This is a genomic window from Microbacterium aerolatum, from assembly GCF_007988825.1.
GTDB lineage: Bacteria > Actinomycetota > Actinomycetes > Actinomycetales > Microbacteriaceae > Microbacterium > Microbacterium aerolatum.
The window spans coordinates 163,462-189,471 of the sequence record NZ_BJUW01000003.1 but is presented as its reverse complement, the minus strand read 5'-3'; the positions used below and the strand labels follow the sequence as shown (position 1 = coordinate 189,471).

Sequence of the window (26,010 nt, the reverse complement as noted above, 5' to 3'; positions counted from 1 at the left end):
ACTGGGACCGCCGCCCAGCCGGTTGCATTAGCCTGAATGGACGATGGACGACGGGGTCCGAACCGGATTCGACCCCGAAAGGCACCATGAGCACTCCCGTCCTCGAACGCACCGCTGAGACCTCCGTTCCGCTTCTCGACGTCCTCGCCGAGCGCTGGAGCCCTCGGGCGTTCGATCCGACCAGCCCGATTGACGAGGCCAAGCTCACGGCCGCACTCGAGGCCGCGCGGTGGGCGCCGTCGGCGAGCAACACCCAGCCGTGGCGATTCATCGTCGCGCGGCGCGGGACGGACCTGCACGCGACGATCGATGGCGCGCTGGTGGGCTTCAACCGCGAGTGGGCCGGGAACGCGCAGGTACTGGTCGCGGCGTTCGCCGAGGAGACGGATGCCGACGGCAACCCCCGCCCGTGGGCGCAGTACGACCTCGGCCAGGCCGTGGCGCACCTGTCGGTTCAGGCGCACGCGGACGGACTGTTCACGCATCAGATGGGTGGCGTCGACCGCGAGGCGCTGCGTGCGCTGCCCGGCGTCGACGAGCGCTTCACGCCCGTCTCGGTGATCGCCCTCGGCGAGCTCGGTGACGCATCGGCCCTGTCGGAGAAGCTTCAGGAGCGCGAGACCGCTCCGCGCCTGCGGCGGCCGCTGGACGAGACGATCATCGCCTCGGCCTGAGTCCAGGCTTCGACTCGCTGGGGCCTCGCAGCGCGTCGTGACACTTCGACTCGCTGCGCTCGCTCAGTGCGTTTTGTCTGCGGCGGCTTCGCCGCCTCCGCTCAACGACCCGCAGCAGCTGTCCTGCGCAGCGGGCCTCCGCTCAGCGGCCCGCGCGGCACCAGCCCATGGTTCAGGGGCGCCCCTTCTGCGGGGCGTTGAGCGAGCGGAGCGAGACGAAACGGGGTGAGCGAGCCGAAGGCGAGTCGAAGCCTCCTCCGACGTCAGGACTCCGCCAGGCCGTGCAGCGCGACGGCCAGCACGTCGCGCGCGAGCTCCTGCGCTCCTTCGGACCCGCTCGGCCGGTACCACTCGACGATCGAGTTGACCATGCCGAACAGCAGTCGCGTGGCGACCGAGGGATCGACATCCGAACGCACGGATCCTTCGGTCTGCGCAGCCCGCACCAGCGCGGTCACCTGTCGATCGAAGGCTCGGCGACGATCGAGCGCGGCCCGTTCCACGTCGCTGTTGCCGCGCACGCGCAGCAGCAGCGTGACATAGGGGAGCTTGTCGACGAGCACCAGCACCGCCCCGTGCAGCGCGCGCTCGAGCCGGTCGCGGGCAGAGCCCTCGCCGGCATCCTCCAGCACCCCTTCGAGCCCGCCCAGTGCCTCCTCGAGAGCGACCTCGAGCACCTCTTCCTTCGAGGCGAAGTGGTGGTACAGCGCGGACTTCGACAGGCCGAGGCGCATCGCGAGCGACGCCACGGAGGTCGCGTCGTATCCCTGTTCGATGAACACCTGCACGGCGATCTCGAGGATCTGGTCCCGGTCGTAGCCGGGGCGTCCTCGGCGTGCGGGTGTCTGGTCGACGTCTGACACGCTGTCCAGTCTGGCACGCGCGGCGTGCTCGGCATTCGAGATTGCCGGGGCGCGGCATCCTTGCCATAATCGATTACTGAACGAACGGTCAGAAAATACGGCAATCCGACGATATGGTCAGGAGGGCAGATGAACGAGCCGCTCCTCATCGACCGAAGTCCTGACCGCGTGACCGCGCAGCTGAACCGACCGGACAAGCGCAACGCGATCGACCGCGAGACGATCGATGCCTTGCATTCCCTCTGCGCCGAGCTCGAGGCGATGCCGCGCATCCTCATCCTGACGGGCGGCGACGACTTCGCGGCCGGCGCCGACATCACCCAGCTCAGGGCCCGCCGCGCCGATGACGCCCACCGCGGCATCAACGCGATGGCGTTCATCCGCATCGCCGCGCTGCCGATGCCGGTGATCGCCGCGCTCGACGGTTATGCGCTCGGGGGCGGAGCGGAGCTCGCCTACGCCGCCGACATCCGCATCGGGACCCCTCGCCTGAAGATCGGCAATCCCGAACCGAACCTTGGCATCTTGGCGGCGGCGGGCGCGAGCTGGCGCCTTCGCGAGATCGTCGGCGACGGCCTGGCGACCGAGATGCTGCTCACCGGACGAATGCTGACGGCCGACGAGGCGCTGGCCGCCGGTCTGGTGTCCGGCATCCATGCGCCCGATGAGCTGCTGCCGGCGGCGCATGCCATCGCCGACCGGATTGCGGCGGCCGATCCCCTCGCCATCCGGCATACCAAGACCGCCCTGCGTGCTCCGCGCGACGCGCACCCGGCCATCGACGGCGACCTGCAGGCGGAGCTGTTCGAGAGTCCGGAGAAGATGCGGCGCATGACCGAGTTCCTCGAGCGGAAGGGGCGCCGGTGAAGGTCGGAGTTCTCGGCGGCGGCCGGATGGGCGCGGGCATCGCGCACGCGTTCCTGCTGGCCGGCTGCGATGTCGCGGTCGTCGAGCGCGATGAGAAGACGATGGATGCCGCGGCGCACCGCATCCGCGAGAGCATCGCGCGTTCGATCGAGCGCGGCACGACCGGCCGGAGTGCGGATGAACTCGCGGACGCGCTGCGAGTGGGCGAGGATCCGGCGGCGTTCGCGGAGTGCAAGCTCGTGATCGAGGCGGTGCCGGAGGATCGTGCGATGAAGGCCGCTGCGCTCTCGCGCATCGAGCGTGCTGCACCGAATGCCGTGATCGCGAGCAACACCTCCTCGATCTCGATCACCGACCTCGCCGCCTCTCTCCGCCGGCCCGACCGCTTTCTCGGCCTGCACTTCTTCAATCCGGTCCCCGCGTCGGCGCTCGTCGAGATCGTCGTCGGCTCGGCGACCGGTGCCGACGGGGTCGAGCGGGCACGGGGCTGGGTCGAGATGATCGGTAAGACGCCGATCGTCGTGCGCGACTCCCCCGGCTTCGCGTCGAGCCGTCTGGGGCTCGCGCTCGCGCTGGAGGCGATCCGGATGCTGGATGCCGGGGTCGCCTCCGCCGAAGACATCGACCGCGCGATGGAGCTCGGGTACCGGCATCCAATGGGGCCGCTGCGCACCACCGACATCGTCGGGCTCGACGTGCGGCTGGGCATCGCCGAGGAACTCTACGCGACGCTCGGCGAGAACTTCGCACCGCCTGCGCTGCTGCGTCAGCTCGTGGCGGAGGGCAGACTCGGCCGCAAGAGCGGCGAAGGATTCTACAAATGGGAGACACCGTGAACCCTGCGACCGCGACCGACATCCTGCCGAGCTATCTCCGGGGCGAGTGGTGGACGCCCGCGCCTGGGGGTGACGCCACCGTGATCCGGGATGCGTCGACCGGCGAGGAGATCACCCGCGTGAGCAGCGAGGGGCTCGACCTCGCCGGTGCGCTCGAGTACGCCCGTACGGCCGGGCAGGCGTCACTCGGGAAGCTGACCTTCCATCAGCGTGCGCTGCTGCTCAAGCAGTTCGCGCTGGCGCTGACCGAGCGCAAGGACGAGCTCTACGCGCTGTCCGCGCGCACCGGTGCAACGAAGGCAGACTCCTGGGTCGACATCGACGGCGGTATCGGCGTGCTTTTCGCGTACTCAGGCAAGGGGCGACGCGAGCTGCCGAACGCGCAGGTGTACGTCGACGGCCCTGTCGAATCGCTGTCGAAGGACGGCAGCTTCCTCGGGCGCCACGTGTACACCCGGCTGCCCGGCGTCGCCGTGCAGATCAACGCGTTCAACTTCCCGGTGTGGGGTCCGCTGGAGAAGTTCGCGCCCGCCTTCCTCGCCGGGGTGCCGTCGCTGATCAAGCCCGCCACTCCCACCGGCTACGTCACCGAGGCGATGGTACGGATCCTCGTCGACTCCGGCCTGCTGCCCGAGGGGTCGCTGCAGCTCGTGAGCGGCAGCGTGCCGACGCTCTTCGAGGAACTGCGGCGCGGCGACGTCGTCGGGTTCACCGGCAGCGCGTCGACTGCCGCCTCGCTGCGCGAGCGAACGCCGTCCGGGGTGCGCTTCACCGCCGAGACCGACTCGATCAATGCCTCGGTACTCGGCCCGGATGCGGTCCATGGCACACCGGAATTCGATGCCTACGTCCGTCAGCTCGTCGTCGAGATGACGAGCAAGGCCGGGCAGAAGTGCACCGCGATCCGGCGTGCGGTCGTGCCGACGGCGCAGGCGGATGCGGTGATCGACGCGGTCCGCGCGCGCATCGAAGAGAAGGTCGTCGTCGGAGACCCTCGCGACGAGGGCGTGACGATGGGACCGCTCGTGTCGCGCGAGCAGCGCGAGGAGGTGCTGCGGCAGGTGCGGACCCTCGTCGACGGCGGAGGGCGGGTCGTCATCGGGAGCACCGAGACGACTGAGCCCGACGGCGCCTTCGTGGCACCGGTGATGCTGCGCTTCGACGATGCGCACGCCGAGGCCGTCCACACGGTGGAGGCTTTCGGCCCGGTGTCGTCGTTGCTCACGTACGACACCGTGTCAGAGGCATCCGACATCGTCGCCAGGGGCGGCGGATCGCTGGTGACAAGCGTCGCCACGCATGACGCGGCGTTCGCCGCGCAGATCATGGCGGGGGTCGCGGCGTGGAACGGCCGCGTGCTGTTCCTCGATCGCGACGATGCGCGCTCGTCCACCGGGCATGGATCTCCCATGCCGGGCCTCGTGCACGGCGGGCCGGGGCGGGCCGGCGGGGGCGAGGAACTCGGCGGCATCCGCGCCGTGCTGCATCACATGCAGCGGACGGCGGTGCAGGGGTCGCCGGAGATGCTCACGGCGATCACCGGCGTGTGGCATGCGGGTTCTGCCGCGCGCGAGGACGGGGTACATCCGTTCCGGAAGCCGCTGGCGCAGCTGCGGATCGGCGACCGGATCGCCTCGGCATCACGTGAGGTCACGCTCGACGACATCGAGACGTTCGCGCACTTCACGGGCGACACGTTCTACGCGCACATGGACGAGGAGGCGGCGGCTGCCAATCCGTTCTTCCCCGGACGCGTCGCGCACGGCTACCTGCTCGTGTCGTGGGCTGCGGGGCTGTTCGTCGACCCGGATCCGGGTCCCGTGCTGGCGAACTACGGGCTGGAGGACCTGCGCTTCGTGACTCCGGTGTCGCCCGGCGACAGCATCCGCGTCGAGTTGACGGCCAAGCAGATCACGCCCCGCGAGACCGACGAGTACGGCGAGGTGCGCTGGGATGCCGTGATCCGCAATCAGGATGACGCCACCGTCGCGACATACGACGTGCTGACGCTCGTCGCCAAGGAGTAGTGGCTTTTCACGGTCTTCGGCGTCGAAAACTGTAGCGCTTGCCAGTTTCTGCAGCGCGAGCAGAATCCTCCTGGAAAAGTCGTCTGATCGGACGGATTGTGGATCCGGAATGTCGGTGGCCCCCTGTTGAATGGAGGTATGAACAGCATCGTCGCTCACCTCGAAGACCTGGACAGGTCTCTCGCAGTGGCGAGCCGCGGTGCGTTCGATGGGGAGCAGATTCCGGATCTGCCGGATGCCGAGATCTCCGCGCTTCTGGAGGCGAGTGGTCGCATCCAGAAACGGATCGAGGCGCTGCAGGTCGAGGCGTCGGTGCAGGTGCTGGAACGTTCGGCGCCGATGCGAGACGACAAGATCACCGAGAAGTACGGGTGGTCCCGCCCGGTCGACCTCGTAAGGGCGCTGACCCGCACGGAGACGCGTGACGCGAACCGGGTCGTGAAGACCGCGCGGCTGATGAGCCGGACCCGCGGGATGTCGAGCGGCGAGTTCGTGCCGGCCCGCTACCCGGCACTGCGCGCGGCGATGGTCTCGGGGGCGATCGGCACCGCGGGCCTCCTCGCCGCGATCGAACCGCTGGAGCAATCCCGCGACCGGATCCTCGACGACGAACGGCTAGAGGCCGACCGCCAACTCGCCGACCTCGCCCGTGGAATCATCCGTGACGACGAGGGCAGGACCGTCGGCACCGGACCGCTGCCCGCACCCGAGGACCTGAGACTCCTGTCTCGAGTTCTCGTCGCGTACCTCGATCCCGACGGCGCAGAACCGTCCGACCGCGCCGGCGCGCGGGCCCGCAGCTTCAGCATCGGGCGCGAGCGCGACGGCCGCGTCCCGATCCGCGGAGACATCCTGCCCGAGGTGGCAGGGCAACTGCAATTGCTGCAGGACAGCATCCTCAACCCCCGCGTCGACGGGCCGGACGACCCGACCGGCGGCGTGCACTTCACCGAGAGCAACGACGAGGCGGTCGCTCCCAACGGAGAACCGCACGCGACTCCGGCCGATGACCGCACCCGCGCGCAGAAGATGCACGACGCGTTCGCGATGATCGTGAACGCTGCCGCACGCGCAGGCGAGTTCCCTGACATCGGCGGTGCCGCACCCACGCTCGTCGTGACGGTGACGGCCGAAGACTACGCCACCGGCAGCGGATGGGCGACGGTACTGAACACCGGTGACCGGATTCCCTCGCGAATCGCGGCGCAGACCGGGTGCGCGGGCGGCATCCAGCGGGTGCTGTTCGACGAGAACGGCCGCATCGCCGCGCTCGGCACATCAGCACGGATCTTCAACGCCCTCCAACGGCGAGCCATCACCCTCCGCGACGGCGGGTGCGTCATCCCGGGATGCGTGCCGGCATCCTGGTGCGAGATCCACCACGTCGTCGAATACGCCGACGGCGGCCCCACCCACACCGACAACGGCGTGCTCCTGTGCTGGTGGCATCACCGCAACCTCCACCTTTCCGAGTGGCGCATCCGGATGAACCGAGGCGTCCCGGAGGTACGCGGGCCGCGATGGTGGGACCACGAACAGCGCTGGCACCCGGCCGGATCGCCTCGCCCTCGAGTACGCACTGGTGGTGCCGGAATCCGCACGGGGTGATGCGCGACGAGCGCGCGTGTGCGAGAATTACTGAACGTACGGTCAGTAATGACGCGTGATGACGACGAAGGAGTCGTGATGACCACCCCCGAGGCCACCGTCGACGAAGAGCTCACTCCCGAGCAGCGCCGGTTCGACGAGATCATCGCCGCGGACTCGCGCATCGAGCCGCGCGACTGGATGCCGGATGCCTACCGCAGGACGCTCATCCGGCAGATCAGCCAGCATGCTCACTCGGAGATCATCGGCATGCAGCCCGAGGGCAACTGGATCACCCGCGCTCCGAGCCTCAAGCGCAAGGCGATCCTGATGGCGAAGGTGCAGGATGAGGCCGGCCACGGGCTGTACCTCTACTCCGCGGCGCAGACCCTCGGCATCACACGCGACGAGATGACCGACCAGCTCATCACCGGCAGGGCCAGGTACTCGTCGATCTTCAACTACCCCACCCCGACCTGGGCCGACATGGGCGCGATCGGCTGGCTCGTCGACGGCGCCGCGATCTGCAACCAGGTGCCGCTGTGCCGGGCATCGTACGGTCCGTACGGCCGCGCGATGGTGCGCGTGTGCAAGGAGGAGTCGTTCCACCAGCGGCAGGGTTTCGAGATCCTCCTCACTCTGATGCAGGGCACCGATGCGCAGCGCGAGATGGCGCAGGATGCCGTGAACCGCTGGTACTGGCCGAGCCTGATGATGTTCGGGCCTCCCGACGGCGACTCCCCGAACTCCGCGCAGTCGATGGCCTGGAACATCAAGCGCTTCTCGAACGATGAGCTGCGCCAGCGCTTCATCGGGATGCTGGTGCCGCAGGCCGAGGTGCTCGGCATCAGCCTGCCGGATCCTGAACTGCACTTCGACGAGGAGCGCGGCGAGTACGTCGGCGGCGAGATCGACTGGACCGAGTTCTTCGAGGTGCTCGCGGGCCGCGGCCCGATGAACGCCGAGCGGGTGCGCGCACGACGCGAAGCGCATGAAGAGGGCGCGTGGGTGCGCGAGGCTGCGGCGGAGTACGCGCGCAAGCAGGCGGCACGGGCAGAGGAGGTCGCGGCGTGAGCGAGGAGACGTGGCCGCTGTGGGAGGTGTTCGTCCGCGCGAACCGCGGCATGAGCCACGTGCACGCCGGCTCGCTGCACGCTCCCGATGCAGAACTCGCCGTGCGCAACGCCCGCGATCTGTACACGCGGCGCGGCGAGGGCACTTCGATCTGGGTCGTGCCGTCGGATGCCATCACCGCGAGCGACCCCGACGCGAAGGGATCGTTCTTCGAGAGCCCCGCGGGCAAGAACTACCGCCACGCCGTCTACTACACCGCCTCTGAGGGGGTGCCACACCTGTGAGCGCTTCTGCTGAGCCGGCATCGGTTCCCTCCGGCGGAGGGGCGGCTTCGACTCGCTCCGCTCGCTCACCCCGTTTCGTCTCCGGCGGCTCCGCCGCCTCCGCTCAACGACCCGCAACTGAAGCCCCCCGCGGGTCGTTGAGCGAGCGCAGCGAGACGAAACGCGTTGAGCGAGCCGCAGGCGAGTCGAAACGTTCCTCCACACACGGGGCCGTCACGGTCGACGAGCTCGAGCTCAGCGCCGAGCTCTCCGGCCGCGACGACGCGGTCGCTTCTTCCGCCGCCGCGGAGTACGCGCTCTGGCTCGGCGACGACGCACTGATCCTGTCGCAGCAGCTCGGAGCCTGGATCGCCCGCGCTCCCGAGCTCGAAGAGGATGTCGCCCTCGCCAACATCGCCCTCGACCTGCTCGGCCACGCCCGCTCGCTGCTCCGCTACGCCGGCACCGCCGACGGGCGTTCTGAGGACGACCTCGCCTACTTCCGCGACGAGCCGGAGTTCCGCAGCGCTTGGCTCTTCGAGCAGCCGAACGGCGACTTCGCGCAGACGATCGCGCGGCAGCTCGCGGCATCCGCCTATCTTTTCGAGCTGTACTCCGCGCTGCGCCAGTCCGGCGACCCGACCCTCGCGGCGATCGCCGAGAAGTCGCTCAAGGAGGTCGACTACCACCGCGACCACGCCGTGCAGTGGACGCTGCGGCTCGCCGGCGGCACCGACGAATCGCGTCGTCGCATGATCCGTGCCGTCACGGACATCTGGCCGTATGTCGACGAGCTGTTCCGCGACGAGCCGCTGATCGACGAGCTCGACGGCATCGCGGTGCGCCCCTCCACTCTGCGCGACGGGTTCGACGCAGTGATCGACGCCGTCTTCGCCGAAGCGGACTTGCAACGCCCAGACGGCCAGCCGTCCTCGGGCGGTGGGCGTCGCGGCATCCACTTCCCCGCTCTCTCGCGCATCGTCGCCGAGATGCAGGTCCTCGCCAGGCAGCACCTGGGGGCGACATGGTGACCCTTCGACCGGCTCAGGGAACGACCCGTGAGCAAGAGGCGTGGCGCATTGCCGCGACCGTGACCGACCCCGAAGTCCCCGTCCTCACGATCGAGGACCTCGGCGTGCTCCGCGACGTCACAGTCGATGAAGAACTCGACGGCGAGCGCGTCACTGTCACCCTCACCCCGACCTACAGCGGATGCCCCGCCCTCGAGACGATGCGCGACGACGTCATCCTCGCCCTCACGGCCGCCGGATTCGGCGACGTCGACGTGCGCACGGCTCTTTCCCCGGCCTGGACGACCGACTGGATGACGGATGCCGGAAAGCGCAAGCTCACCGAGTTCGGCATCGCTCCCCCGACCGGCCGCGCGGCGCTGGGGCAGGGACCAGTGAAAGTCCGGCTGGCCGTGAAATGCCCGCGCTGCGGATCGCTCGACACCCGCGAGGTCGCCCGCTTCGGCTCCACCTCCTGCAAGGCACTGTACGAGTGCCGCGAATGCCTCGAGCCCTTCGACCACTTCAAAGTCCTATGAGCGCGACCACGCCCACCCGCCGCCGCGGACGCTTCCACGAACTCGAAGTCGCAGACGTCCGCCCGCTCACCGCCGAGAGCATCGAGGTCACGTTCGCCGTGCCACCGGAGCTCGCGGATGACTACCGCTACCTACCGGGCCAGTACGTCGCCCTGCGCGCGCACGTCGACGGGCACGAGGTGCGCCGCAGCTACTCGATCTGCCGGCCGCCGACCCCTCCGACGGGCTCGGGGAACGGCAGCATCAGCGTCGGCATCAAGCGCGACCTCGGCGGGCTGTTCTCCGTCTGGGCGCACGAGAACCTGAAGCCCGGCGACCGCATCGAGGTGATGAGCCCCGAAGGCAGATTCACCACAAACCTCCCCGACCTCGACCATGCGCACATCGCCGGGATCGCCGCCGGTTCGGGCGTGACGCCGATGATGGCGCTCGCCGCGCACGTGCTGGCATCCTCGCCGACCGCGCAGTTCAGCCTCGTCTACACGAACCGCGCCACGCAGGACGTCATGTTCCTCGACGACCTCGCCGACCTGAAGGACCGCTACCCGTCTCGCCTCGCGCTGCACCACGTGCTCTCCCGCGAGCAGCGCACCGCTCCCCTGCTCTCCGGCCGCATCGATGCCGACAAGCTCGGAGCGATCCTCGACGGACTGGTCCCGCCGGAGACCATCACCGAATGGTTCCTGTGCGGCCCGTTCGACCTCGTAGCTCTCTGCCGCGAGATGCTCGAGGCGCGCGGGGTGCCCGCCGACAGCATCCGCTTCGAGCTGTTCACGAGCGACGCCGACGGGCCGCGCGTCGACCGCGGACGCCCCGTCGTCATCGACAAGGGCGACGCGATCCGCACGATCGAGTTCACGCTGGACGGACTCTCATCGACGGTCGAGTCGCCGGTACCCGCGAACGAAGCGATTCTGGATGCCGCGCTCCGCGTCCGCGGCGACGTGCCGTTCGCGTGTGCCGGAGGGGTGTGCGGAACCTGCCGCGCCCGCCTCATCGAGGGCGAGGTACGGATGACGCAGAACTTCGCGCTCGAGCCGGATGAACTCGAGCGCGGCTACGTGCTGACCTGTCAGTCCCACCCGACGACCGAGAGAGTCGTCGTCGACTACGACGCCTGATCTCGCAACAGAGCGGAGCCGCAATGATCGACCTGACCATCGTCGACGACGTCGCCCACGTGGTGCTGAACGCGCCGGACAAGCGCAACGCGCTCGACGTGCAGGCCCTTGCCGATCTCAGCGCCGCATACGACGACGCCGAAGCCGCGGGCGTGCGCGCCCTCGTGCTGCGCGGAGAGGGACCAGGATTCTGCGCCGGCCGCGACATCGCCGGGGTGGACCCCGCGACCGACGACGTCACCGGCTACCTCGACGGGCTCGTCACCCCGCTGCTGCAGAAGATGTCCGCGTTCCCCGCGCCGACCTTCGCCGCCGCGCACGGCGCCTGCCTCGGCGTGGGACTCGGCCTGCTCATCGCCACCGATGTCGTGTACGTCGCGGAGTCCGCGAAGATCGGGTCTCCGTTCGCAGCGCTGGGTGCGACGCTCGACTCAGGCGGGCACGCGCTGTTCTACGAGCGCCTGGGCGCCCACAAGACCCTCGACCTCATCTACACCGGCCGGCTCATGAGCGGCACAGAGGCCGTGGCATCCGGTCTGTTCTCACAGGTGCTGCCGGCGGACGACGTGCGCCGGGCGACAGAGGACGCGGCATCCCGCGCCGCCGCCGGCGCGACGCAGGCGTTCCTCGCGAGCAAGCGCCTCGTCGCCCGGCTGCGCGACGAGCGTCTCGCCCTGTGGGATGCCGTCGCTACTGAGAACGCCAATCAGGCGTCGCTGCGCGACACGGCCGACTACCGGGAGGGGTTCGCCGCGTTCCAGCAGAAGCGCCGCCCCGACTTCACCGGGAAGTAAGGGTCATCCGCGCGGCGCGTAATGGGCGCTGCGCGACAGGACGACACCGATGATCGCGGTCGTGATGGTCCCCACCCAGCCCAGGAACGCGACGATCAGCGCGACGACGAAGATGCCCGACGACACCTCGCTGCTCGTCCAGCCCCAGGTCGAGATGACCGACCCGAACGGCGGCGCGTCCCCGCCATCCTCGAGCGTGAACATCATCACGAGAAGCGCACCCCAGGTCACCCAGCTGGCGATGTCGTAGAAGAGGCGGGTGCTGCGGGCCGCCTTCGCATCTCGATCGAACAGCACGATGATCGGCGCGAAGTACATCGCGATGATCACGACCGGGCTGGCGAACAGGGCGATCAGTGTCATCCAGCCCATCGGTGCCCCGAGGATTCCGCGGCCGAACACGACGAGCGCCGGCAGCAGCACCGGAGCGATCCACTGGAACACACGAACGAATCGTCCCGAAAGCCTCATGGCCCGAGGCTAGCGGAGTCGACGCCTGCTCAGAGCGCGCGCAGGATGTCGTCCACCCGCTCCTTGGCATCGCCGAACAGCATCTGCGCGTTCTCGCGGAAGAACAGCGGATTCTGCACGCCGGCGTACCCGGAGGCCATCGAGCGCTTGAACACGATCACGTTCTCGGCCTCCCAGACGCGCAGCACCGGCATCCCGGCGATGGGGCTCGACGGATCCTCGGCGGCGGCCGGGTTCACGGTGTCGTTCGCGCCGATCACGAGGACGACGGCGGTGGATGCCAGGTCGTCGTTGATCTCGTCCATCTCGAGCACGATGTCGTACGGCACTTTGGCCTCGGCGAGCAGCACGTTCATGTGTCCTGGCAGGCGCCCGGCGACAGGGTGGATGCCGAAGCGCACATCCACGCCGCGGTCGCGCAGCTTCTGCGTCAGCTCGGCGACCGGGTACTGCGCCTGCGCGACGGCCATGCCGTAGCCGGGCGTGATCACCACGGTCGAGGCGTTCGCGAGCATGTCGGCGACGGACTCGGCATCCACCTCGCGGTGCTCGCCGTGGTCGACGTCGTCCTTCGCCGGCGCGGCGATGCCGAAGCCGCCCGCGATCACCGAGATGAACGAGCGGTTCATCGCCTTGCACATGATGTACGACAGGTACGCACCGGACGATCCGACCAGCGCACCGGTCACGATCAGCAGGTCGTTGTTCAAAAGGAAGCCGGCCGCAGCGGCCGCCCATCCGGAGTAGCTGTTGAGCATCGAGACGACCACGGGCATGTCGCCGCCGCCGATCGACGCGACCAGGTGCCAGCCGAGCGCGAGCGAGAGGGCGGTCACGACGATCAGCAGCACCAGCGACGGCGTCACGACGTACCAGACCGTGAGCGCGATGAACACGACGATCGCACCGAGGTTGAGGACGTTCTTGCCAGGCAGCATGAGCGGCTTCGACGAGATCCGCCCCGAGAGCTTCAGGAACGCGACGATGGATCCGGTGAAGGTCACGCCACCGATGAAGATGCCGATGAACACCTCGGCGTGGTGGATGTCGGCGAGCGCACCGGTGAGCCCCGGGCTGTGCAGGTGCCCGTTCCAGCCGACCAGCACGGCGGCGAGACCGACGAAGCTGTGCAGCAGGGCGATGAGCTCGGGCATGCCGGTCATCTCGACACTGCGGGCGCGCCACAGTCCGATGACAGCTCCCACCAGCATCGCGACGAGCAGCAGCACGAGCCCGACGACAGCCTGCGGCTGGCCCCATGCACCCTGGAAGGTGACCCAGATGGTGGCGACCAGGGCGATCGCCATACCGACCATGCCGTAGGTGACCCCGGCCCGCGAGGACTCGTGACGGCTGAGCCCTGCCAGGCTCATGATGAAAAGCAGCGCGGCGACGATGTATGCGGCACCCGCGACGGATGCGGAGAGTTCGACGGCGCTCAACGGCCGGCCCCCTTCTCAGAGACGGACTTCGTGGCGGCGGGCGCGCCCTTGGAGAACATCTTCAGCATCCGGCGGGTGACCGCGAAGCCTCCGAAGATGTTGATGGATGCCACGAGCACAGCGATCGCGGACAGGATCTGCACCACCGCATTCGGCGTGGTGATCTGCACGATCGCGCCGACGATGATGATGCCCGAGATGGCGTTGGTCACGCTCATGAGCGGCGTGTGCAGGGCGTGCGAGACCTTGCCGATGACGTAGAAGCCGACCACGACCGACAGCATCAGCACCGTGAAGTGCTGCGGCAGCGGGGCCGGCGCGACAGCGTTCACGAGGAACAGCGCAGCGATGCCCGCCGCGATCAGCCCGACCTTCGCTCCGGCGGAAAGCCCCTTCTTCTTGCTCGACGGGCCGGACGCTTCGCCCCCTGAGCCTGTCGAAGGGTCAGCGACCGGCCGTGCTGGCGCCGCCGACACCTGCACCGGCGGTGGCGGCCAGGTCTCCTCGCCGTCGCGCACGACCGTGACCGTCCGCTGCACGACGTCGTCGAAGTCGAGGACGAGCCGGCCGTCTTTCTCGGGCGTGAGCAGCTTGAGCAGGTTGACGAGGTTCGTGCCGTACAGCTGCGAGGCCTGGGTGGGCAGGCGCCCGGCGAGATCCGTGTACCCGAGGATGATGACGCCGTTCTCTGTGACGACGCGTTCGCCGGCGACCGAGCCCTCGACGTTTCCGCCCTGCACTGCCGCCATGTCGACGATGACGCTGCCGGGCTTCATGCTCGCGACGTCAGCGGCAGTGATGAGGCGCGGGGCGGCGCGGCCGGGGATGAGTGCGGTGGTGATGATGATGTCGACGTCGGCGGCCTGTTCCGAGTACAGCTCGGCGGCGCGGCGGTCGTATGCCTCGCTGGTGGCCTTGGCGTAGCCGTCGCTGGAGACCTCCTTCTGCTCCTCGGGCACGATCACCTCGAGGTACTCCCCGCCGATGGACTTCACCTGATCGGCGACCTCGGGACGAGGGTCGGTGGCGCGGACGATCGCACCGAGGCTGGATGCCGCGCCGATCGCCGCGAGACCGGCGACACCGGCACCCGCGACGAGCACCTTGGCCGGCGGGACCTTGCCTGCCGCGGTCACCTGTCCGGTGAAGAACCGGCCGAACTCGTTCGCCGCTTCGACGACCGCTCGGTAGCCGGAGATGTTCGACATGGAGCTGAGCACGTCCATCGACTGCGCGCGCGAGATGCGCGGCACGGCGTCCAGCGCGAGAGCGGTGATCCCGCGGGTCGCGAGCGCCTGCCTCAGCTCCGGGCGCAGGTTCGGACTCAGCTGTGCGATGAGCGTCGCGCCGTCCGCGATCCTGGCGATCTCGGCATCCGTCGGGGCGTTCACCTTCAGCAGGATCGGCGACGCCCAGGCGTCGTCCGCGCTGACGATCGCGGCGCCGGCGGTCGCGTACGCATCGTCCGGGTAGGCGGATGCCACGCCCGCTCCCGCTTCGACCACGATGTCGTAGCCGATCTTGCGCAGCGCGCCCACGGTCTGCGGCGTAGCGGCGACCCGCGTCTCCCCGGCCTGTTCACGCACGATGCCGATCTGCGTCATCCCAGCTCCCGTCTTCCCGTCGACAGACGGAACGGTCCGCCGTCGACACACATGAGACGAGACTCTATCGACGGCGGACCGAAGCGCAAGGGGATATTTCGTTCGATCTGACCGAAAGAAGGCGCGTTCTTGACGTTTCGCCAACTCCTGAGCGGTGCGGCGCAGACGTGCGCGGGGCTCCGTGTCACAGAAGGTGCGGGTCAGGAGCCCCAGCACCCGCACCTTCTGAGACACGGCTCCGGGCGATGTCTCAGAACGGGTGGCTTCACGCCCTGCGCACCCGCCACTACTGAGACACACACCGACCCCGAGGCCGTCAGGCGGCTGTGATCACCAGCCCTGTGCCGTCCGCCGACACGTCCACGCGGACCGTGTCGCCGTCGCGCACGCCGCCGGACAGCAGTGCTGTGGCGAGCTTGTTCTGCACCTGGTTCGTGATGAGCCGGCGCAGAGGGCGCGCCCCGTACACCGGGTCGTATCCGCGCTCGGCGAGCCACGACCGCGCATCCGGCGTGACAGCGAGCGTGAGCCGGCGCTCCCGCAGCCGCGACTGCAGGTGGTCGATCGTCAGCTCGACGATCTGCGCGAGGTCGTCCTCCGTGAGCGCCTGGAAGATGACGATGTCGTCGAGGCGGTTCACGAACTCCGGCTTGAACGCCTGGCGCACCAGCGCCATCACGTTCTCGCGCTTCTCGTCGAGCGACATCATCGGATCGATGAGGACCGGCGATCCCAGGTTCGACGTGAGGATCAGGATCACGTTCGAGAAGTCGACCGTGCGGCCCTGCCCGTCGGTGAGACGCCCGTCATCCATGACTTGCAGCAGCACGTCGAAGACCTCGGGATGCGCCTTCTCGACCTCGTCGAGCAGCACGACGCTGTACGGGCGTCGCCGGACGGCCTCGGTGAGCTGTCCGCCCTGCTCGTATCCGACGTATCCCGGAGGGGCACCGACGAGCCGCGACACGGAGTGCTTCTCGCCGTACTCGGACATGTCGATGCGCACCATGGCGTGCTCGTCGTCGAACAGGAACTCGGCGAGCGCCTTCGCGAGTTCGGTCTTTCCGACACCGGTCGGGCCGAGGAAGAGGAACGATCCGGTCGGACGGCCGGGGTCGCTGATCCCAGCACGGGAGCGGCGCACGGCATCCGACACCGCCTGCACCGCATCCTTCTGGCCGATCAGTCGCTTGCCCAGCTCGTTCTCGAGGTGCAGCAGCTTCTCGGTCTCGCCCTGCAGCAGGCGCCCCACCGGGATGCCGGTCCACGCGGCGATCACGCCGGCGATGTCCTCTTCCGTCACCTGCTCGTTGACCATGCGGCCCTGGCCATCATCGGCCCCCTCGGACCGCTCCGCCTCGACGACCTCGCGTTCGAGCGCCGGGATCTCGGCGTACAGCAGCCGCGACGCCTTCTCGAGGTTGCCCTCGCGCTGGGCGCGGTCGGCCTCGATGCGCGCAGCATCCAGCCGGGTCTTGAGGTCGCCGACCTTGTTGAGCGATGCCCGCTCCTGCTCCCAGCGCGCCTGCAGATCCTTCAGTCGCTCCTGCTCGGCAGCGAGGTCTTCGCGCAGCGTGGCGAGGCGCTCCTTGGAGGCGTCGTCCTTCTCCTTCTTCAGCGCGAGCTCTTCGAGCTTCAGCCGGTCGACGTGGCGCCGCAGCTCGTCGATCTCGACCGGGGCCGAGTCGATCTCCATGCGCAGTCGGGATGCCGCCTCGTCGATCAGGTCGATCGCCTTGTCGGGCAGCTGACGCGACGGGATGTACCGGTTCGACAGAGACGCCGCGGCGACCAGAGCGCTGTCGGAGATCGCGACCTTGTGGTGCGCCTCGTAGCGCTCTTTCAGCCCGCGCAGGATCGCGATGGTGTCCTCGACCGTCGGTTCGCCGACGTAGACCTGCTGGAAGCGCCGCTCGAGCGCGGCATCCTTCTCGATGAACTCGCGGTACTCGTTGAGCGTCGTGGCGCCGATCAGGCGCAGCTCGCCGCGCGCCAGCATGGGCTTGAGCATGTTGGATGCCGCCACCGACCCCTCGCCGCCGCCCGCGCCCATCAGCGTGTGCAGCTCGTCGATGAAGGTGATGACCTGCCCGTCGGATTCGGTGATTTCCTTGAGGACCTGCTTCAGGCGCTCCTCGAACTGCCCGCGGTACATCGCACCGGCGACCAGCGCGGAGATGTCGAGGGTGATGAGTTCCTTGTCCTTCAGCGACTCGGCGACGTCGCCGGCCACGATCCGCTGCGCCAGTCCTTCGACGACAGCGGTCTTACCGACACCGGGTTCGCCGATGAGCACCGGGTTGTTCTTCGTGCGGCGGGTGAGCACCTGGCTGACGCGACGGATCTCACTGTCGCGGCCGATCACCGGGTCGAGCTTGCCCTGGCGGGCGCGGTCGGTCAGGTTGATGCCGAACTGCTCGAGGGCGGACTGCTGTTCCTCTTGTGCGGGCGTGGTCATTGGTTCCTCCTTGGGGACTCCTTACAAACTTGAGTGATGTTGACTCAAGTTTAGCACTGCATCCCAGATCGCGCGAGAGACCTCGCGCTTGGATCCCTCGCCGGATGCCACGACCGCACCGCCCTCGCCGATGACCTCGATCGCGTTGTCGGCGGACTCGAAACCGTGCTCCGCGTTGGCCAGGTTCACCGCGAGCAGGTCTACGCCCTTGCGCTCGCGTTTGCGGCGGGCGCGCTCGCGCCGCGCATCGGCGTCGGTCAGTGTCTCGGCGGCGAACGCGACGATCACCTGGCCGTCGGGGCGGGAGGCGGCGAGCCCCGCGACGATGTCTTCGTTCTCGACCAGATCGATCCGGTCGAGAACGGACTCCTCCTTTGTCAGCTTCTGGTCAGAGGCGGATGCCGGGCGGTAGTCGGCCACCGCGGCCGCCATGATGACGATGCCGGCGGATGCCGCGGCATCCTGCATCGCCTCGCCGAGCTCGGCGGCCGTGCCGACCGTGCGGACCTCGATGAGCGGATGCTGCGCCGCGGCGAGCACGTCGGCGGAGATGTTCGCCGCGACGAGGGTGACACGCGCACCGCGGGCCGCGGCCTCGGCAGCGAGCGCGACGCCCTGCCGCCCGCTGGAGCGGTTGCCGAGGAAGCGCACCGGGTCGATCGGCTCGCGTGTGCCGCCGGCGGAGATCGCGACGCGCGTGCCGGCGAGGTCCTGCGGGGCGAGGAGGGCGAGGGCGTCCGCGAAGAGATCTTCCGGTTCCCGCATCCTCCCTGGCCCCGAGTCGCCGCCGGTCAACTCGCCCTCGGCAGGACCGAGAATGTGAACGCCGCGTTCACGGAGCGTCTGGATGTTCGCCTGCGTCGACGGATGCCGCCACATCTCGGTGTGCATCGCGGGGGCGATCGCCACCGGAGCAGTCGTGGCGAGCAGCGTGGTGCCGAGCAGGTCGTCGGCGAGGCCCGCGGTCATCTTCGCGATGGTGTTGGCGGTGGCGGGGGCGACGATCACGAGATCGGCCGCCTGGCCGAGCGCGACGTGGCGCACCTTCGCGACGTCGTCATGGACACTCGTCGTGACGGTGTTGCGACTGATCGCCTCCCAGGTGGGCAGACCCACGAACCGCAGGGCGTCCTCGGTGGGGATCACCGTCACCTCGTGACCCGCCTTGATCAGCAGCCGCACCAGCTGCACCGTCTTGTACGCGGCGATGCCGCCCGTGACTCCGACGACGATGTTCATGCCTCGATTCTGCCCGACGGGTGGATGCCGCGGGGCGTTGCCCGACGGGTACATGCCGCGGGGCGTTGAGCGAAGGCCGCACGCGGCCGAAGACGAAACGGCTTGAGGGAGGAGCCGAAGGCGACGACTCGAAAGCGCCGAACGATCTCGGCACGGCTTCGTCTCGCCTGCGGCTCGCTCAGCCCGTTTCGTCTGCGCCGCCTCCGGCGGCTCCGCTCAACGACCCGCGTGAGAGCACACCCGTCGGCGAGCCCGCTCAACGACCCGCAGGAGAGCACACCCGTCGGCGAGCCCACTCAACGACCCGCAGGAGAGCACACGCGTCGGCGAGCCCGCTCAACGACCGCAGGAGAGCACACCTGTCGCACACCTAGACTGGGGCGCGTGTGCACGGTCGTCATCGATGTCGCAGAGCCCGGCGGGTCACGGCTGCTCGCTGTCCGCGATGAGGATCCGGAGCGCGCGTGGGATTCGCTCGGCGCGTGGTGGCCGGAGCAGTACCCGGGAGTGATCGGCATCCGCGACCGCCGCGCGGGCGGTGCCTGGCTCGCGGTCGACCGGCAGGCTCACCGCCTCGCCGTACTGCTGAACCGGGCCGATGTCCTCGACCTGCCGGAGGACCAGGTGCGCAGCCGCGGCAGCCTCGCACTCGAGTCGGTCGCCGGGCGCTCCCCGGAGGCGCCGCTCGCGATGCATGGCTTCAACCTGCTCGAGGTCGGACCGGATGCCGCGCGGGTACTGTCCTGGGACGGCGCGCAGCTGACCGAGACTCCCGTGCCTCAGGGCGTGCACATGATCGCGCACGACGGCCTGGATGACCCGGCCACCGCCCGCATCGCCCGCTGGCTGCCGGAGTTCCGCGCGAACGCCGCGCGGACGGACGACTGGGAGGACCGCTGGGTCGCCCTGCTCGCGGCATCCGCCGAGCTCGATCCGACCGACGACGCGGCGATCATTCGCGACAACCGGCCGCACGGCTATCCGACCCAGTCACTGCTGTACTGCGTCGCCGACATCGGCCACCACGGCGTCGAGATCGATGAGTCGAAGCTGACCGCCCCGGGCCACTGGGGCTGATCCGAGCCGGGCCTGCTCAGGCCGCCGGAACAGCATCCTCGCTCGTCGCGCACGAGAAGGTCGCACGGTACGCGGTCGGCGTCGTGCCGAGCACACGCGCGAAGTTCTGTCGCAGTACCGCCGCTGATCCGAATCCGCACTCGACGGCGATGGCCTCCAGGCTCAGATCTGTGCGCTCCAGTAGCCGCTGCGCCTGGATGATCCGCTGCCGCGCGAGCCATGCGGCAGGCGTCGCCCCGTGCTCCGCCTTGAAGCGGCGGGCGAACGTGCGCGCAGACATGTGCGCCCGGTCGGCGAGGTGGTCGACGGTCAGCTCCTCGCGCAGGTTCTCCATCGCCCACTCGGTGACGACGGCCAGCGAGTCGCTCTGCACGGCGCTGATCGGTCGATCAATGAACTGCGCCTGCCCGCCATCGCGCTGGGGCGGCACGACCATGCGCCGCGCGACCCGGTTCGTGAGCTCGGCGCCGATCTCCTGACGCAGCAGGTGCAGGCACGCGTCGAGGCCTGCCGCCGTGCCGGCACTGGTGATGATGCGCCCGTCCTGCACGAACAGCACATCGGGGTCGACGTCGATCTGCGGATACATCGATGTCATGGTGTCCGCGTACATCCAGTGCGTCGTCGCCCGGCGACCGTCGAGCACGCCCGCCTCGGCGAGCACGAACGACCCGCTGCAGACGCTGAGCAGCCAGGCGCCGCGTGCCGCGGCATCCCGCACCGCATCGAGAACGCGCGGATCCGTGCGCCCCCACCACTCGCGCGGGATCGGGCACACGACGACGAGGTCGGCCTCGTAGGCGAACGAGAGGTCGTGTTCGACGTTGATGGAGAAACCCATCTTCGACGCGACGGGCCCCAGTTCAGAGGCGACGATGCGGAAGTCGAAGTTCGGGACGCCGTCGTCCGAGCGATCCAGCCCGAACGCCTCACAGGCGACGCCGAACTCGAACGGCGCGAAGCCGTCCTGGATGATGCATGCGACGGTCTTCATGGCACTCCTTCGTGGCGGTCCACCCAGTTTGGCAGTTTTTCGACGATCTGTGTCGATTCTGCCACTCGTGGCGCGATTACACCAGGCGTAGCTTTTCTGCCATGTTCATCATCATCCTTCTCGCAGCACTCGCCCTCGTCGGGCTCGTCGCCACCTTCGTCGAGATCCGTCGCGACGGATTCCGCCCGGTCGCAACGGACTGGACGCGCGTTGCCGAGCACGACACCCTCCAGAACGCCGAGTCCACCGTCGCCTACCGCTGATCGCGCGCCGCCGATAGGCTCAGCGACATGAGCGACCCGCAGCAGCACCCCGGCAATCCGCATCAGATCCCGCCGTACGTGTCGCAGCCGCAATCCGGGCAGCCGCAGCCGCCGCACTCGTCGCACCAGCAGTACGCGCAGCAGCACGCGACGCAGGGCTACATCCTCAACGGGCAAAGCACCCAGATCACTCAGCCCGCGGGAACCGCGACGAACACCGCCGGCAGGGCGGGCCTCATCGTCGGCCTGATCGGGCTCGCGATCGGCATCTTCTCGAACCTCGTCGTGCAGGCCCTGATCCGCACGAGCGGATACGGCGCCCTCTCGATGTTCAGCGGCGTCGGGTCGCTGCTCGCCTTCGCCGCCGCGCTCGCAGCGCTCATCCTCGGTCTGATCGGACTGCGGAACCCGAGCGCACCGCACGGTGCGGCGGGCATCGCCACCGGCCTCGGCATCGCCGGCGTGGTCAACATCCTCTTCGGCTTCATCGTCAGCACCGCCGGGGCGTTCTTCTACTTCTGAGCGGCGACGAGCCGCGTCCGGGGCTCAGCCCGCGCGCAGCACCCGCTCGTAGATTCCGATCATCGCGGCCGTGCGCGACGACTGACGGAAAGCTTCTGCGACATCGGGATCCGGGACGGGCGCGTTCCCGGCCGAGATGTCGGATGCCGCCTGCTTCAGCGTCGCGGCGAGCGCCCTGACCGATCCGTCGGGAACCGCCCACAGACCGCCTCGCAGTTCGGCGGCGATGTCGGGGTCGCTGACGATCGTGGGCGTGCCGAGTGCTGCAGCCTCGAACGGGGTCATGCCCTGGGTCTCGAATCCGATCGAGGTCTGCACCACGGCATCCGCCGCCGCGATCCGCGAGAGCGTCTCGGCATACGGCAGGCGACCGGCGAACCGGATGCCGGCATGAGCGCGGGCGATCCTCTCCGCTGCGCGCAGCTGTCCTCCGCCGCCGATGATCTCGATGTCGGCATCCACCTCGGACTCCACGACCGCCTCGAGGAACGGCAGCAGTCTCTTCTCGGGGCTCATCCGCCCGAGCCAGACGAAGCGAGGGCGTCGTGCCGGCGGGGGCGATGTCCCGGCGTCGCGCACCGCGGCGAGCAGGTCGTCGTCGATGCCGTTCCAGACGACGTCGACGTCTCCGAATACGTCGTGCTGCTCGAGGCGGCGCGCGAAATGCCCCGACGGGGCGGTGACGGCGCTGGATCCCTGGGCGATGCCGCGCAGGAATGCCCAGCCGTCGCTGCCTTCGACCGGCTGCCCGATGCCGCGCATGGACTGCCTGCGCCATATGTTGAGCACCGCCAGCGCCTGACGGTGCAGTGGCGTGACCGCTGCCATTCCGACGTCGACGCGGTTGTGCATCGTGTGGACGACCGGGATGCCGTGGCGATCCGCGAAGCGATGGCCGATGAACGCACCCCAGAAGTCGGCCTGCACGTGCACGAGGTCGACCGGCGGGCGGGAGGCGAACGCACGATCGAGGTGTCGGTCCGTGCGGCGGCCCGGCCAGGACATCGAGTACTCGCGGTCCACGGTTATCGGGATCGAGGGGAGATCGAGGTAACCGGGATCCGCCTGTCCGCAGCCGGCGTGCATCCTGGGCGCCACCGCCGTCACGGTGTGCCCTGCGCGCTCGAGGAACCGTCGCTGCAGCCGCATCGACACCTGGGCTCCGCCGAGGGACTCCAGGTGCTGATCGCCGAAGAAGACGATGTGCATCGGACTACTCCGGCAGCGGCTGGTCGCGGTAGAGCGCCTCGAACGTGTCGAGCGTGCGGTTGATGTCGTGCACGATGACGCCGTCGAGCGAGGCCTGCTGCATCCGCTCGTACTCCTCCGCAGGGGCCGTGAAGACGTCCGTCAGGCGCGCCGCCAGCTCGTCGGCGTTGCCGGGCTCGAACAGGTACCCGTTCTCGCCGTGATGGACGAGGTGCGGGAGCGCCACGGCATCCGCGGCGACGACCGGCAGCGCCGAGGCCATGGCCTCCATGGTCGCGATGGACTGCAGCTCGGCGATGGATGCGATGACGAAGAGGCTCGCGCGGGTCAGAAGCGCGCGCAGCTCCTCGTCGGTGGTGCGGCCGTGGAAGACGACGCGCTCCGCCAGCCCGAGTTCGCCTGCCAGGCGCTCGAGGCTCTTGCGCTGGTCGCCGCCGCCGACGATGTCGAAACTCACGTCCAGGGCCGGGTCGAGCTTCGTCATGGCCTCGAGGATCACCTCGACCTGCTTCTCGGCGGTCAGGCGGCCGACGAAGACCATCCGGTTCTTCTCCGGCTTGCCCATCACCGGCGTGTACTGGGTGCGGTCGATGCCGCAGCTGACCGGGATGACGCCGTCGACCTCGACCGTGCGCTCGAGGAAGTCCGCGGCGCGTCGGGTCGGGGTCGTGATGGCGCGGGTCAGGTCGAAGGTGCGCTTGGCGTCGGCCCAGGCGAGCTTGAGCACGATGTCGTCCACGAACTTCGGCATGGTCGTGTGGTCGAGGATGTTCTCGGCCATCACATGGTTGGTGGCGACGACCGGGATGCCGCGCTGATGCGCGATGCGCGAGAGCCCACGGCCGATCACGATGTGGGACTGAATGTGCACGACGTCGGGCTTCACGCGGTCGAGCACCTTGCGCGCGTAGTGCTTGGAGCGCCACGGCCACACGAACCGCAGCCAGTCGTGCGGAGCCCAGCGCACCGACGGCAGGCGGTGCAGCGTCATCGGCTCGCCCTCGATGACCTCGGTCGCAGGCTCCGCCCGGCGGTACTTCCCGTTCGGCGCGACGACGTGCACGTCGTGTCCACGCTGCACGAGTCCGGCGGCCAGGCGCTCAGCGAACCGTGCGGCCCCGTTGATGTCGGGAGCGAAGGTGTCGCAGCCGATGAGGATCTTCAGCGGGGCGTCAGGAGAGGTCACGGATTTGCAGCCTTTGGTACGCGGGAACCCGGATCCGGGCGCTCGCAACTCTACCCGAGGGTCCTGCGCCGCCCCGGTCCCCTCGCCGCGGGTAGCGTGTGATCATGCGCATCGTCAGCTCCGCAGACCCGCAGCTCTGGATCCCGGTCACCGAGTCCTTCGGCTGGAAGGGACGCCGCCATCGCAAGGCGGCGATCCGGATGCTGATGATGCAGGCCGGCGGCGCCGCCCTCCCCCGCGGAACCAAGGTCGGCGCCTGGGCTCTGAGCCAGCTCGCCCCGGCGATGATGAAGCGCGCGGATGGGCGCGTGCTGGTGTGGACGTGGAAGGCCGACCCCGAGCTGGTCGTCGCGATGGCCACGACGCAGGAGCTCACCAACGACGTGCGTCGCGCCCGCGCCATGATGCCCATCGAGTACGACGACACTGAGACGTTCACCTCAGCGCTCGGCGCCGGCGAGAAGCTCGTGATGTCGCTCCCGCCCGACCCGAAGTCACCACCGTTCGCGACGTACACGTGGGACACCGGCTCGCACCTGATCACGGTCACCGCGGTCGGCGGCGATCGCGAGAGGTTCGGCACGCTCATCCCCGCGCTCGACGACCTGGCCCGCAGCATCCGGATCGCCGACGATCTCACCGGCGGCGAGTCGCCGGACGTCCTGCGGATCGACCCCGCCTGACTCGGGAGCACTTCACGCTTTAGTGAAGTCACGTAATGATGTAGTAACATCACGATTATGACTCCGCTGCTGCTCGACCGGCTTCTCCAGATCGCCGACCTCTTCCAGAAGGACATGGCGCGCGCCTTCGCGGGCACCGGCCTGACGACCGCTCGTGTCCATCTGCTCTGGATGCTGCAGCACCACGGCCCGTCGACGCAGCAGGCGCTCGCCCAGCTCTGCGAGGTGAGCCCGCGCAACATCACCGGGCTCGTCGATGGGCTCGAGCACTCCGGACATGTGCGCCGCACCCCGCATCCGACCGACCGCCGCGCGGTGCTGGTCGAACTCACCGAGACCGCGCGCGAGACGATGGCGAAGATGCAGCAGGAGCACGTCGAGCTCAACGAGACACTGGTCGCCTCGATCACTCCGGAGGATCGCGCCGCCGTGGAGCGCGGTGTCGCCGCACTCGCCGATCACCTCGCGGCGCTGGTCGCGGACGCCGAGACTGACGCAGCCGAGATGACGGATGCCGAAGCGAGGTCCGGAGCATGACCGCAGAGACCACGGTCCAGCGACCGGCACCGACCAGATGGCAGCGCTTCGCATCGATGATGCGGCGAGCGCTCCACGCCGAGCTGCGGGTGTACTCGAGCATCGGCAGGGCGATCGCGCGGCGGCCCGCGGTACCACGCGGCGGCACGGGCATCGGCTACCACCGCCCGACACTGACAGTCCTGATCGTCTTCATCGTGCTGTCGGCAGTCGAGATCCCGATCATCGACCTGATCGTGCACCGCTGGCCCGCCGTGCGCATCGGATTCCTCATCCTGGGCATCTGGGGACTGACGTGGATGATCGGGCTGCTATGCGCGATGCTGATGCGTCCGCACGCTGTCGCGCCCGACGGCATCCTGATCCGGGGCGGACTCGAGGTCGACGTCGCAATCCCGTGGAGCGCCGTCGCCTCGGTCGCGATTCGCAAGCGGATCGACGAACCGAAGCAGCCTCGCGTCACCGAGCGGTCGGACGGCTGGGAGTACGCGGAGCGCGTCCTGCACGAGACCAACATCCTGATCGAGCTGGAGCAGCCTCACCCGGTGCGACTGCCGGTCCTTTCGCCGCGCGGTGGCGAACAGCTGGTCACGTCCGTGCGCATCTGGGCAGACGACCCGTGCGCCTTCCTGGACGCCGCACGCCCGTTCCTCCTCGCGGCAGACTGACG

26 protein-coding genes are annotated in these 26,010 nt (G+C 69.0%); 17 read left to right on the top strand and 9 right to left on the bottom strand.

Going from position 1 to position 26,010, the window contains the following annotated elements; translation table 11 throughout:
* Positions 1 to 86 precede the first annotated feature (86 nt).
* Entirely contained in the window at positions 87 to 674 is a 588-nt protein-coding gene (locus MAE01_RS04700; protein WP_147038387.1) for a nitroreductase family protein, read from the top strand.
* A gap of 263 nt (positions 675 to 937) precedes the next feature.
* On the opposite strand, the gene MAE01_RS04695 is transcribed toward MAE01_RS04700, so the two are convergent.
* On the bottom strand, positions 938 to 1,537 hold the full coding sequence (locus MAE01_RS04695) for a TetR/AcrR family transcriptional regulator (protein ID WP_147038386.1): 600 nt from the start codon (positions 1,535 to 1,537) through the stop codon (positions 938 to 940).
* Between the two features lie 129 nt (positions 1,538 to 1,666).
* On the opposite strand from MAE01_RS04695, the gene MAE01_RS04690 reads away from it, so the two are divergent.
* From MAE01_RS04690 to MAE01_RS04645, 10 genes are all read left to right on the top strand, one after another.
* The gene (locus MAE01_RS04690) at positions 1,667 to 2,404 is read left to right on the top strand and encodes an enoyl-CoA hydratase/isomerase family protein (protein WP_147038385.1); all 738 of its coding nucleotides are present in this window, start codon (positions 1,667 to 1,669) and stop codon (positions 2,402 to 2,404) included.
* The gene (locus MAE01_RS04685) at positions 2,401 to 3,240 is read left to right on the top strand and encodes a 3-hydroxyacyl-CoA dehydrogenase family protein (RefSeq protein WP_267901841.1); all 840 of its coding nucleotides are present in this window, start codon (positions 2,401 to 2,403) and stop codon (positions 3,238 to 3,240) included. The genes MAE01_RS04690 and MAE01_RS04685 overlap by 4 nt, the downstream gene beginning before the upstream one ends.
* Positions 3,225 to 5,267 carry a phenylacetic acid degradation bifunctional protein PaaZ gene (gene paaZ, locus MAE01_RS04680; RefSeq protein ID WP_147038384.1) on the top strand — a complete coding sequence of 681 codons (2,043 nt, stop codon included), beginning with the start codon at positions 3,225 to 3,227 and terminating at the stop codon, positions 5,265 to 5,267. Before MAE01_RS04685 ends, paaZ begins: the two co-directional genes overlap by 16 nt.
* Positions 5,268 to 5,405: 138 nt before the next feature.
* On the top strand, positions 5,406 to 6,875 hold the full coding sequence (locus MAE01_RS04675; RefSeq protein WP_147038383.1) for an HNH endonuclease signature motif containing protein: 1,470 nt from the start codon (positions 5,406 to 5,408) through the stop codon (positions 6,873 to 6,875).
* Positions 6,876 to 6,953: 78 nt separating this feature from the next.
* The gene (paaA, locus tag MAE01_RS04670) at positions 6,954 to 7,928 is read left to right on the top strand and encodes a 1,2-phenylacetyl-CoA epoxidase subunit PaaA (protein ID WP_147038382.1); all 975 of its coding nucleotides are present in this window, start codon (positions 6,954 to 6,956) and stop codon (positions 7,926 to 7,928) included.
* The gene (gene paaB / locus MAE01_RS04665) at positions 7,925 to 8,212 is read left to right on the top strand and encodes a 1,2-phenylacetyl-CoA epoxidase subunit PaaB (RefSeq protein WP_147038381.1); all 288 of its coding nucleotides are present in this window, start codon (positions 7,925 to 7,927) and stop codon (positions 8,210 to 8,212) included. The genes paaA and paaB overlap by 4 nt, the downstream gene beginning before the upstream one ends.
* Positions 8,213 to 8,349: 137 nt before the next feature.
* Entirely contained in the window at positions 8,350 to 9,222 is an 873-nt protein-coding gene (gene paaC / locus MAE01_RS04660; protein ID WP_147038380.1) for a 1,2-phenylacetyl-CoA epoxidase subunit PaaC, read from the top strand.
* Positions 9,216 to 9,740 carry a 1,2-phenylacetyl-CoA epoxidase subunit PaaD gene (gene paaD, locus MAE01_RS04655; protein WP_147038379.1) on the top strand — a complete coding sequence of 175 codons (525 nt, stop codon included), beginning with the start codon at positions 9,216 to 9,218 and terminating at the stop codon, positions 9,738 to 9,740. The genes paaC and paaD overlap by 7 nt, the downstream gene beginning before the upstream one ends.
* A complete protein-coding gene (gene paaE, locus MAE01_RS04650; protein WP_147038378.1) occupies positions 9,737 to 10,861 on the top strand; it encodes a 1,2-phenylacetyl-CoA epoxidase subunit PaaE in 1,125 nt (374 codons plus the stop codon). The genes paaD and paaE overlap by 4 nt, the downstream gene beginning before the upstream one ends.
* Before the next feature lie 23 nt (positions 10,862 to 10,884).
* The gene (locus tag MAE01_RS04645; protein WP_147038377.1) at positions 10,885 to 11,655 is read left to right on the top strand and encodes an enoyl-CoA hydratase/isomerase family protein; all 771 of its coding nucleotides are present in this window, start codon (positions 10,885 to 10,887) and stop codon (positions 11,653 to 11,655) included.
* A 3-nt stretch (positions 11,656 to 11,658) separates the two neighbouring features.
* Here the strand turns inward: MAE01_RS04645 and MAE01_RS04640 are convergent, their stop codons facing one another.
* The 5 genes from MAE01_RS04640 to coaBC all read right to left on the bottom strand — a co-directional run bounded on the left by MAE01_RS04640 (position 11,659) and on the right by coaBC (position 18,869).
* Positions 11,659 to 12,126, bottom strand: a complete 468-nt coding sequence (locus MAE01_RS04640) for a hypothetical protein (protein WP_147038376.1) — start codon at positions 12,124 to 12,126, stop codon at positions 11,659 to 11,661.
* A 29-nt stretch (positions 12,127 to 12,155) separates the two neighbouring features.
* Positions 12,156 to 13,568 carry a Re/Si-specific NAD(P)(+) transhydrogenase subunit beta gene (pntB, locus tag MAE01_RS04635; RefSeq protein WP_147038375.1) on the bottom strand — a complete coding sequence of 471 codons (1,413 nt, stop codon included), beginning with the start codon at positions 13,566 to 13,568 and terminating at the stop codon, positions 12,156 to 12,158.
* Complete coding sequence (locus tag MAE01_RS04630) at positions 13,565 to 15,172, bottom strand: Re/Si-specific NAD(P)(+) transhydrogenase subunit alpha (RefSeq protein WP_147038374.1); 1,608 nt, start codon at positions 15,170 to 15,172, stop codon at positions 13,565 to 13,567. The genes pntB and MAE01_RS04630 overlap by 4 nt, the downstream gene beginning before the upstream one ends.
* 316 nt (positions 15,173 to 15,488) lie before the next feature.
* Positions 15,489 to 17,630, bottom strand: coding sequence for an ATP-dependent Clp protease ATP-binding subunit (locus MAE01_RS04625; protein ID WP_147038373.1), 2,142 nt, complete (start codon positions 17,628 to 17,630; stop codon positions 15,489 to 15,491).
* Between the two features lie 21 nt (positions 17,631 to 17,651).
* Positions 17,652 to 18,869, bottom strand: coding sequence for a bifunctional phosphopantothenoylcysteine decarboxylase/phosphopantothenate--cysteine ligase CoaBC (gene coaBC, locus MAE01_RS04620; RefSeq protein ID WP_147038372.1), 1,218 nt, complete (start codon positions 18,867 to 18,869; stop codon positions 17,652 to 17,654).
* A 384-nt stretch (positions 18,870 to 19,253) separates the two neighbouring features.
* Between coaBC and MAE01_RS04615 the strand changes: the two genes are divergently transcribed.
* Complete coding sequence (locus MAE01_RS04615; protein WP_147038371.1) at positions 19,254 to 19,946, top strand: NRDE family protein; 693 nt, start codon at positions 19,254 to 19,256, stop codon at positions 19,944 to 19,946.
* 16 nt (positions 19,947 to 19,962) lie between these two features.
* Here the strand turns inward: MAE01_RS04615 and MAE01_RS04610 are convergent, their stop codons facing one another.
* A complete protein-coding gene (locus MAE01_RS04610; RefSeq protein ID WP_147038370.1) occupies positions 19,963 to 20,940 on the bottom strand; it encodes a GlxA family transcriptional regulator in 978 nt (325 codons plus the stop codon).
* A gap of 101 nt (positions 20,941 to 21,041) precedes the next feature.
* Here MAE01_RS04610 and MAE01_RS15890 point away from each other — a divergent pair, with 101 nt between their 5' ends.
* On the top strand, positions 21,042 to 21,203 hold the full coding sequence (locus MAE01_RS15890; protein ID WP_186806118.1) for a hypothetical protein: 162 nt from the start codon (positions 21,042 to 21,044) through the stop codon (positions 21,201 to 21,203).
* Positions 21,204 to 21,230: 27 nt separating this feature from the next.
* Entirely contained in the window at positions 21,231 to 21,725 is a 495-nt protein-coding gene (locus MAE01_RS04605; protein ID WP_147038369.1) for a hypothetical protein, read from the top strand.
* Positions 21,726 to 21,749: 24 nt separating this feature from the next.
* Here MAE01_RS04605 and MAE01_RS04600 read toward each other — a convergent pair whose 3' ends face one another.
* Together MAE01_RS04600 and MAE01_RS04595 are read right to left on the bottom strand one after the other, a co-directional pair.
* Positions 21,750 to 22,934, bottom strand: coding sequence for a glycosyltransferase family 4 protein (locus MAE01_RS04600; RefSeq protein ID WP_147038368.1), 1,185 nt, complete (start codon positions 22,932 to 22,934; stop codon positions 21,750 to 21,752).
* 4 nt (positions 22,935 to 22,938) lie between these two features.
* Positions 22,939 to 24,120: a glycosyltransferase gene (locus MAE01_RS04595; protein ID WP_229718101.1), complete on the bottom strand. Its 1,182-nt coding sequence runs from the start codon at positions 24,118 to 24,120 to the stop codon at positions 22,939 to 22,941.
* 104 nt (positions 24,121 to 24,224) lie between these two features.
* Between MAE01_RS04595 and MAE01_RS04590 the strand changes: the two genes are divergently transcribed.
* From MAE01_RS04590 to MAE01_RS04580, 3 genes are read left to right on the top strand one after another with little or no spacing between them, the layout of a single operon-like run.
* Complete coding sequence (locus MAE01_RS04590) at positions 24,225 to 24,803, top strand: hypothetical protein (RefSeq protein ID WP_147038366.1); 579 nt, start codon at positions 24,225 to 24,227, stop codon at positions 24,801 to 24,803.
* A gap of 57 nt (positions 24,804 to 24,860) precedes the next feature.
* Complete coding sequence (locus MAE01_RS04585; RefSeq protein WP_147038365.1) at positions 24,861 to 25,340, top strand: MarR family winged helix-turn-helix transcriptional regulator; 480 nt, start codon at positions 24,861 to 24,863, stop codon at positions 25,338 to 25,340.
* A complete protein-coding gene (locus MAE01_RS04580) occupies positions 25,337 to 26,008 on the top strand; it encodes a hypothetical protein (protein WP_147038364.1) in 672 nt (223 codons plus the stop codon). The genes MAE01_RS04585 and MAE01_RS04580 overlap by 4 nt, the downstream gene beginning before the upstream one ends.
* Positions 26,009 to 26,010 lie beyond the last annotated feature (2 nt).

What these genes read in the sequence shown, in the direction of transcription:
- MAE01_RS04585 (WP_147038365.1), top strand. Translation starts at nt 24,861, where the DNA reads ATGACTCCGCTGCTGCTCGACCGGCTTCTCCAGATCGCCGACCTCTTC.
- paaZ (WP_147038384.1), top strand. Translation starts at nt 3,225, where the DNA reads ATGGGAGACACCGTGAACCCTGCGACCGCGACCGACATCCTGCCGAGC.
- MAE01_RS04690 (WP_147038385.1), top strand. Translation starts at nt 1,667, where the DNA reads ATGAACGAGCCGCTCCTCATCGACCGAAGTCCTGACCGCGTGACCGCG.
- MAE01_RS15890 (WP_186806118.1), top strand. Translation starts at nt 21,042, where the DNA reads ATGTTCATCATCATCCTTCTCGCAGCACTCGCCCTCGTCGGGCTCGTC.
- MAE01_RS04600 (WP_147038368.1), bottom strand. Translation starts at nt 22,934, where the DNA reads ATGCACATCGTCTTCTTCGGCGATCAGCACCTGGAGTCCCTCGGCGGA.
- paaE (WP_147038378.1), top strand. Translation starts at nt 9,737, where the DNA reads ATGAGCGCGACCACGCCCACCCGCCGCCGCGGACGCTTCCACGAACTC.
- coaBC (WP_147038372.1), bottom strand. Translation starts at nt 18,869, where the DNA reads ATGAACATCGTCGTCGGAGTCACGGGCGGCATCGCCGCGTACAAGACG.
- MAE01_RS04640 (WP_147038376.1), bottom strand. Translation starts at nt 12,126, where the DNA reads ATGAGGCTTTCGGGACGATTCGTTCGTGTGTTCCAGTGGATCGCTCCG.
- MAE01_RS04625 (WP_147038373.1), bottom strand. Translation starts at nt 17,630, where the DNA reads ATGACCACGCCCGCACAAGAGGAACAGCAGTCCGCCCTCGAGCAGTTC.
- MAE01_RS04580 (WP_147038364.1), top strand. Translation starts at nt 25,337, where the DNA reads ATGACCGCAGAGACCACGGTCCAGCGACCGGCACCGACCAGATGGCAG.
- paaA (WP_147038382.1), top strand. Translation starts at nt 6,954, where the DNA reads ATGACCACCCCCGAGGCCACCGTCGACGAAGAGCTCACTCCCGAGCAG.
- MAE01_RS04610 (WP_147038370.1), bottom strand. Translation starts at nt 20,940, where the DNA reads ATGAAGACCGTCGCATGCATCATCCAGGACGGCTTCGCGCCGTTCGAG.
- MAE01_RS04590 (WP_147038366.1), top strand. Translation starts at nt 24,225, where the DNA reads ATGCGCATCGTCAGCTCCGCAGACCCGCAGCTCTGGATCCCGGTCACC.
- MAE01_RS04675 (WP_147038383.1), top strand. Translation starts at nt 5,406, where the DNA reads ATGAACAGCATCGTCGCTCACCTCGAAGACCTGGACAGGTCTCTCGCA.
- MAE01_RS04630 (WP_147038374.1), bottom strand. Translation starts at nt 15,172, where the DNA reads ATGACGCAGATCGGCATCGTGCGTGAACAGGCCGGGGAGACGCGGGTC.
- MAE01_RS04645 (WP_147038377.1), top strand. Translation starts at nt 10,885, where the DNA reads ATGATCGACCTGACCATCGTCGACGACGTCGCCCACGTGGTGCTGAAC.
- MAE01_RS04605 (WP_147038369.1), top strand. Translation starts at nt 21,231, where the DNA reads ATGAGCGACCCGCAGCAGCACCCCGGCAATCCGCATCAGATCCCGCCG.
- MAE01_RS04700 (WP_147038387.1), top strand. Translation starts at nt 87, where the DNA reads ATGAGCACTCCCGTCCTCGAACGCACCGCTGAGACCTCCGTTCCGCTT.
- paaD (WP_147038379.1), top strand. Translation starts at nt 9,216, where the DNA reads ATGGTGACCCTTCGACCGGCTCAGGGAACGACCCGTGAGCAAGAGGCG.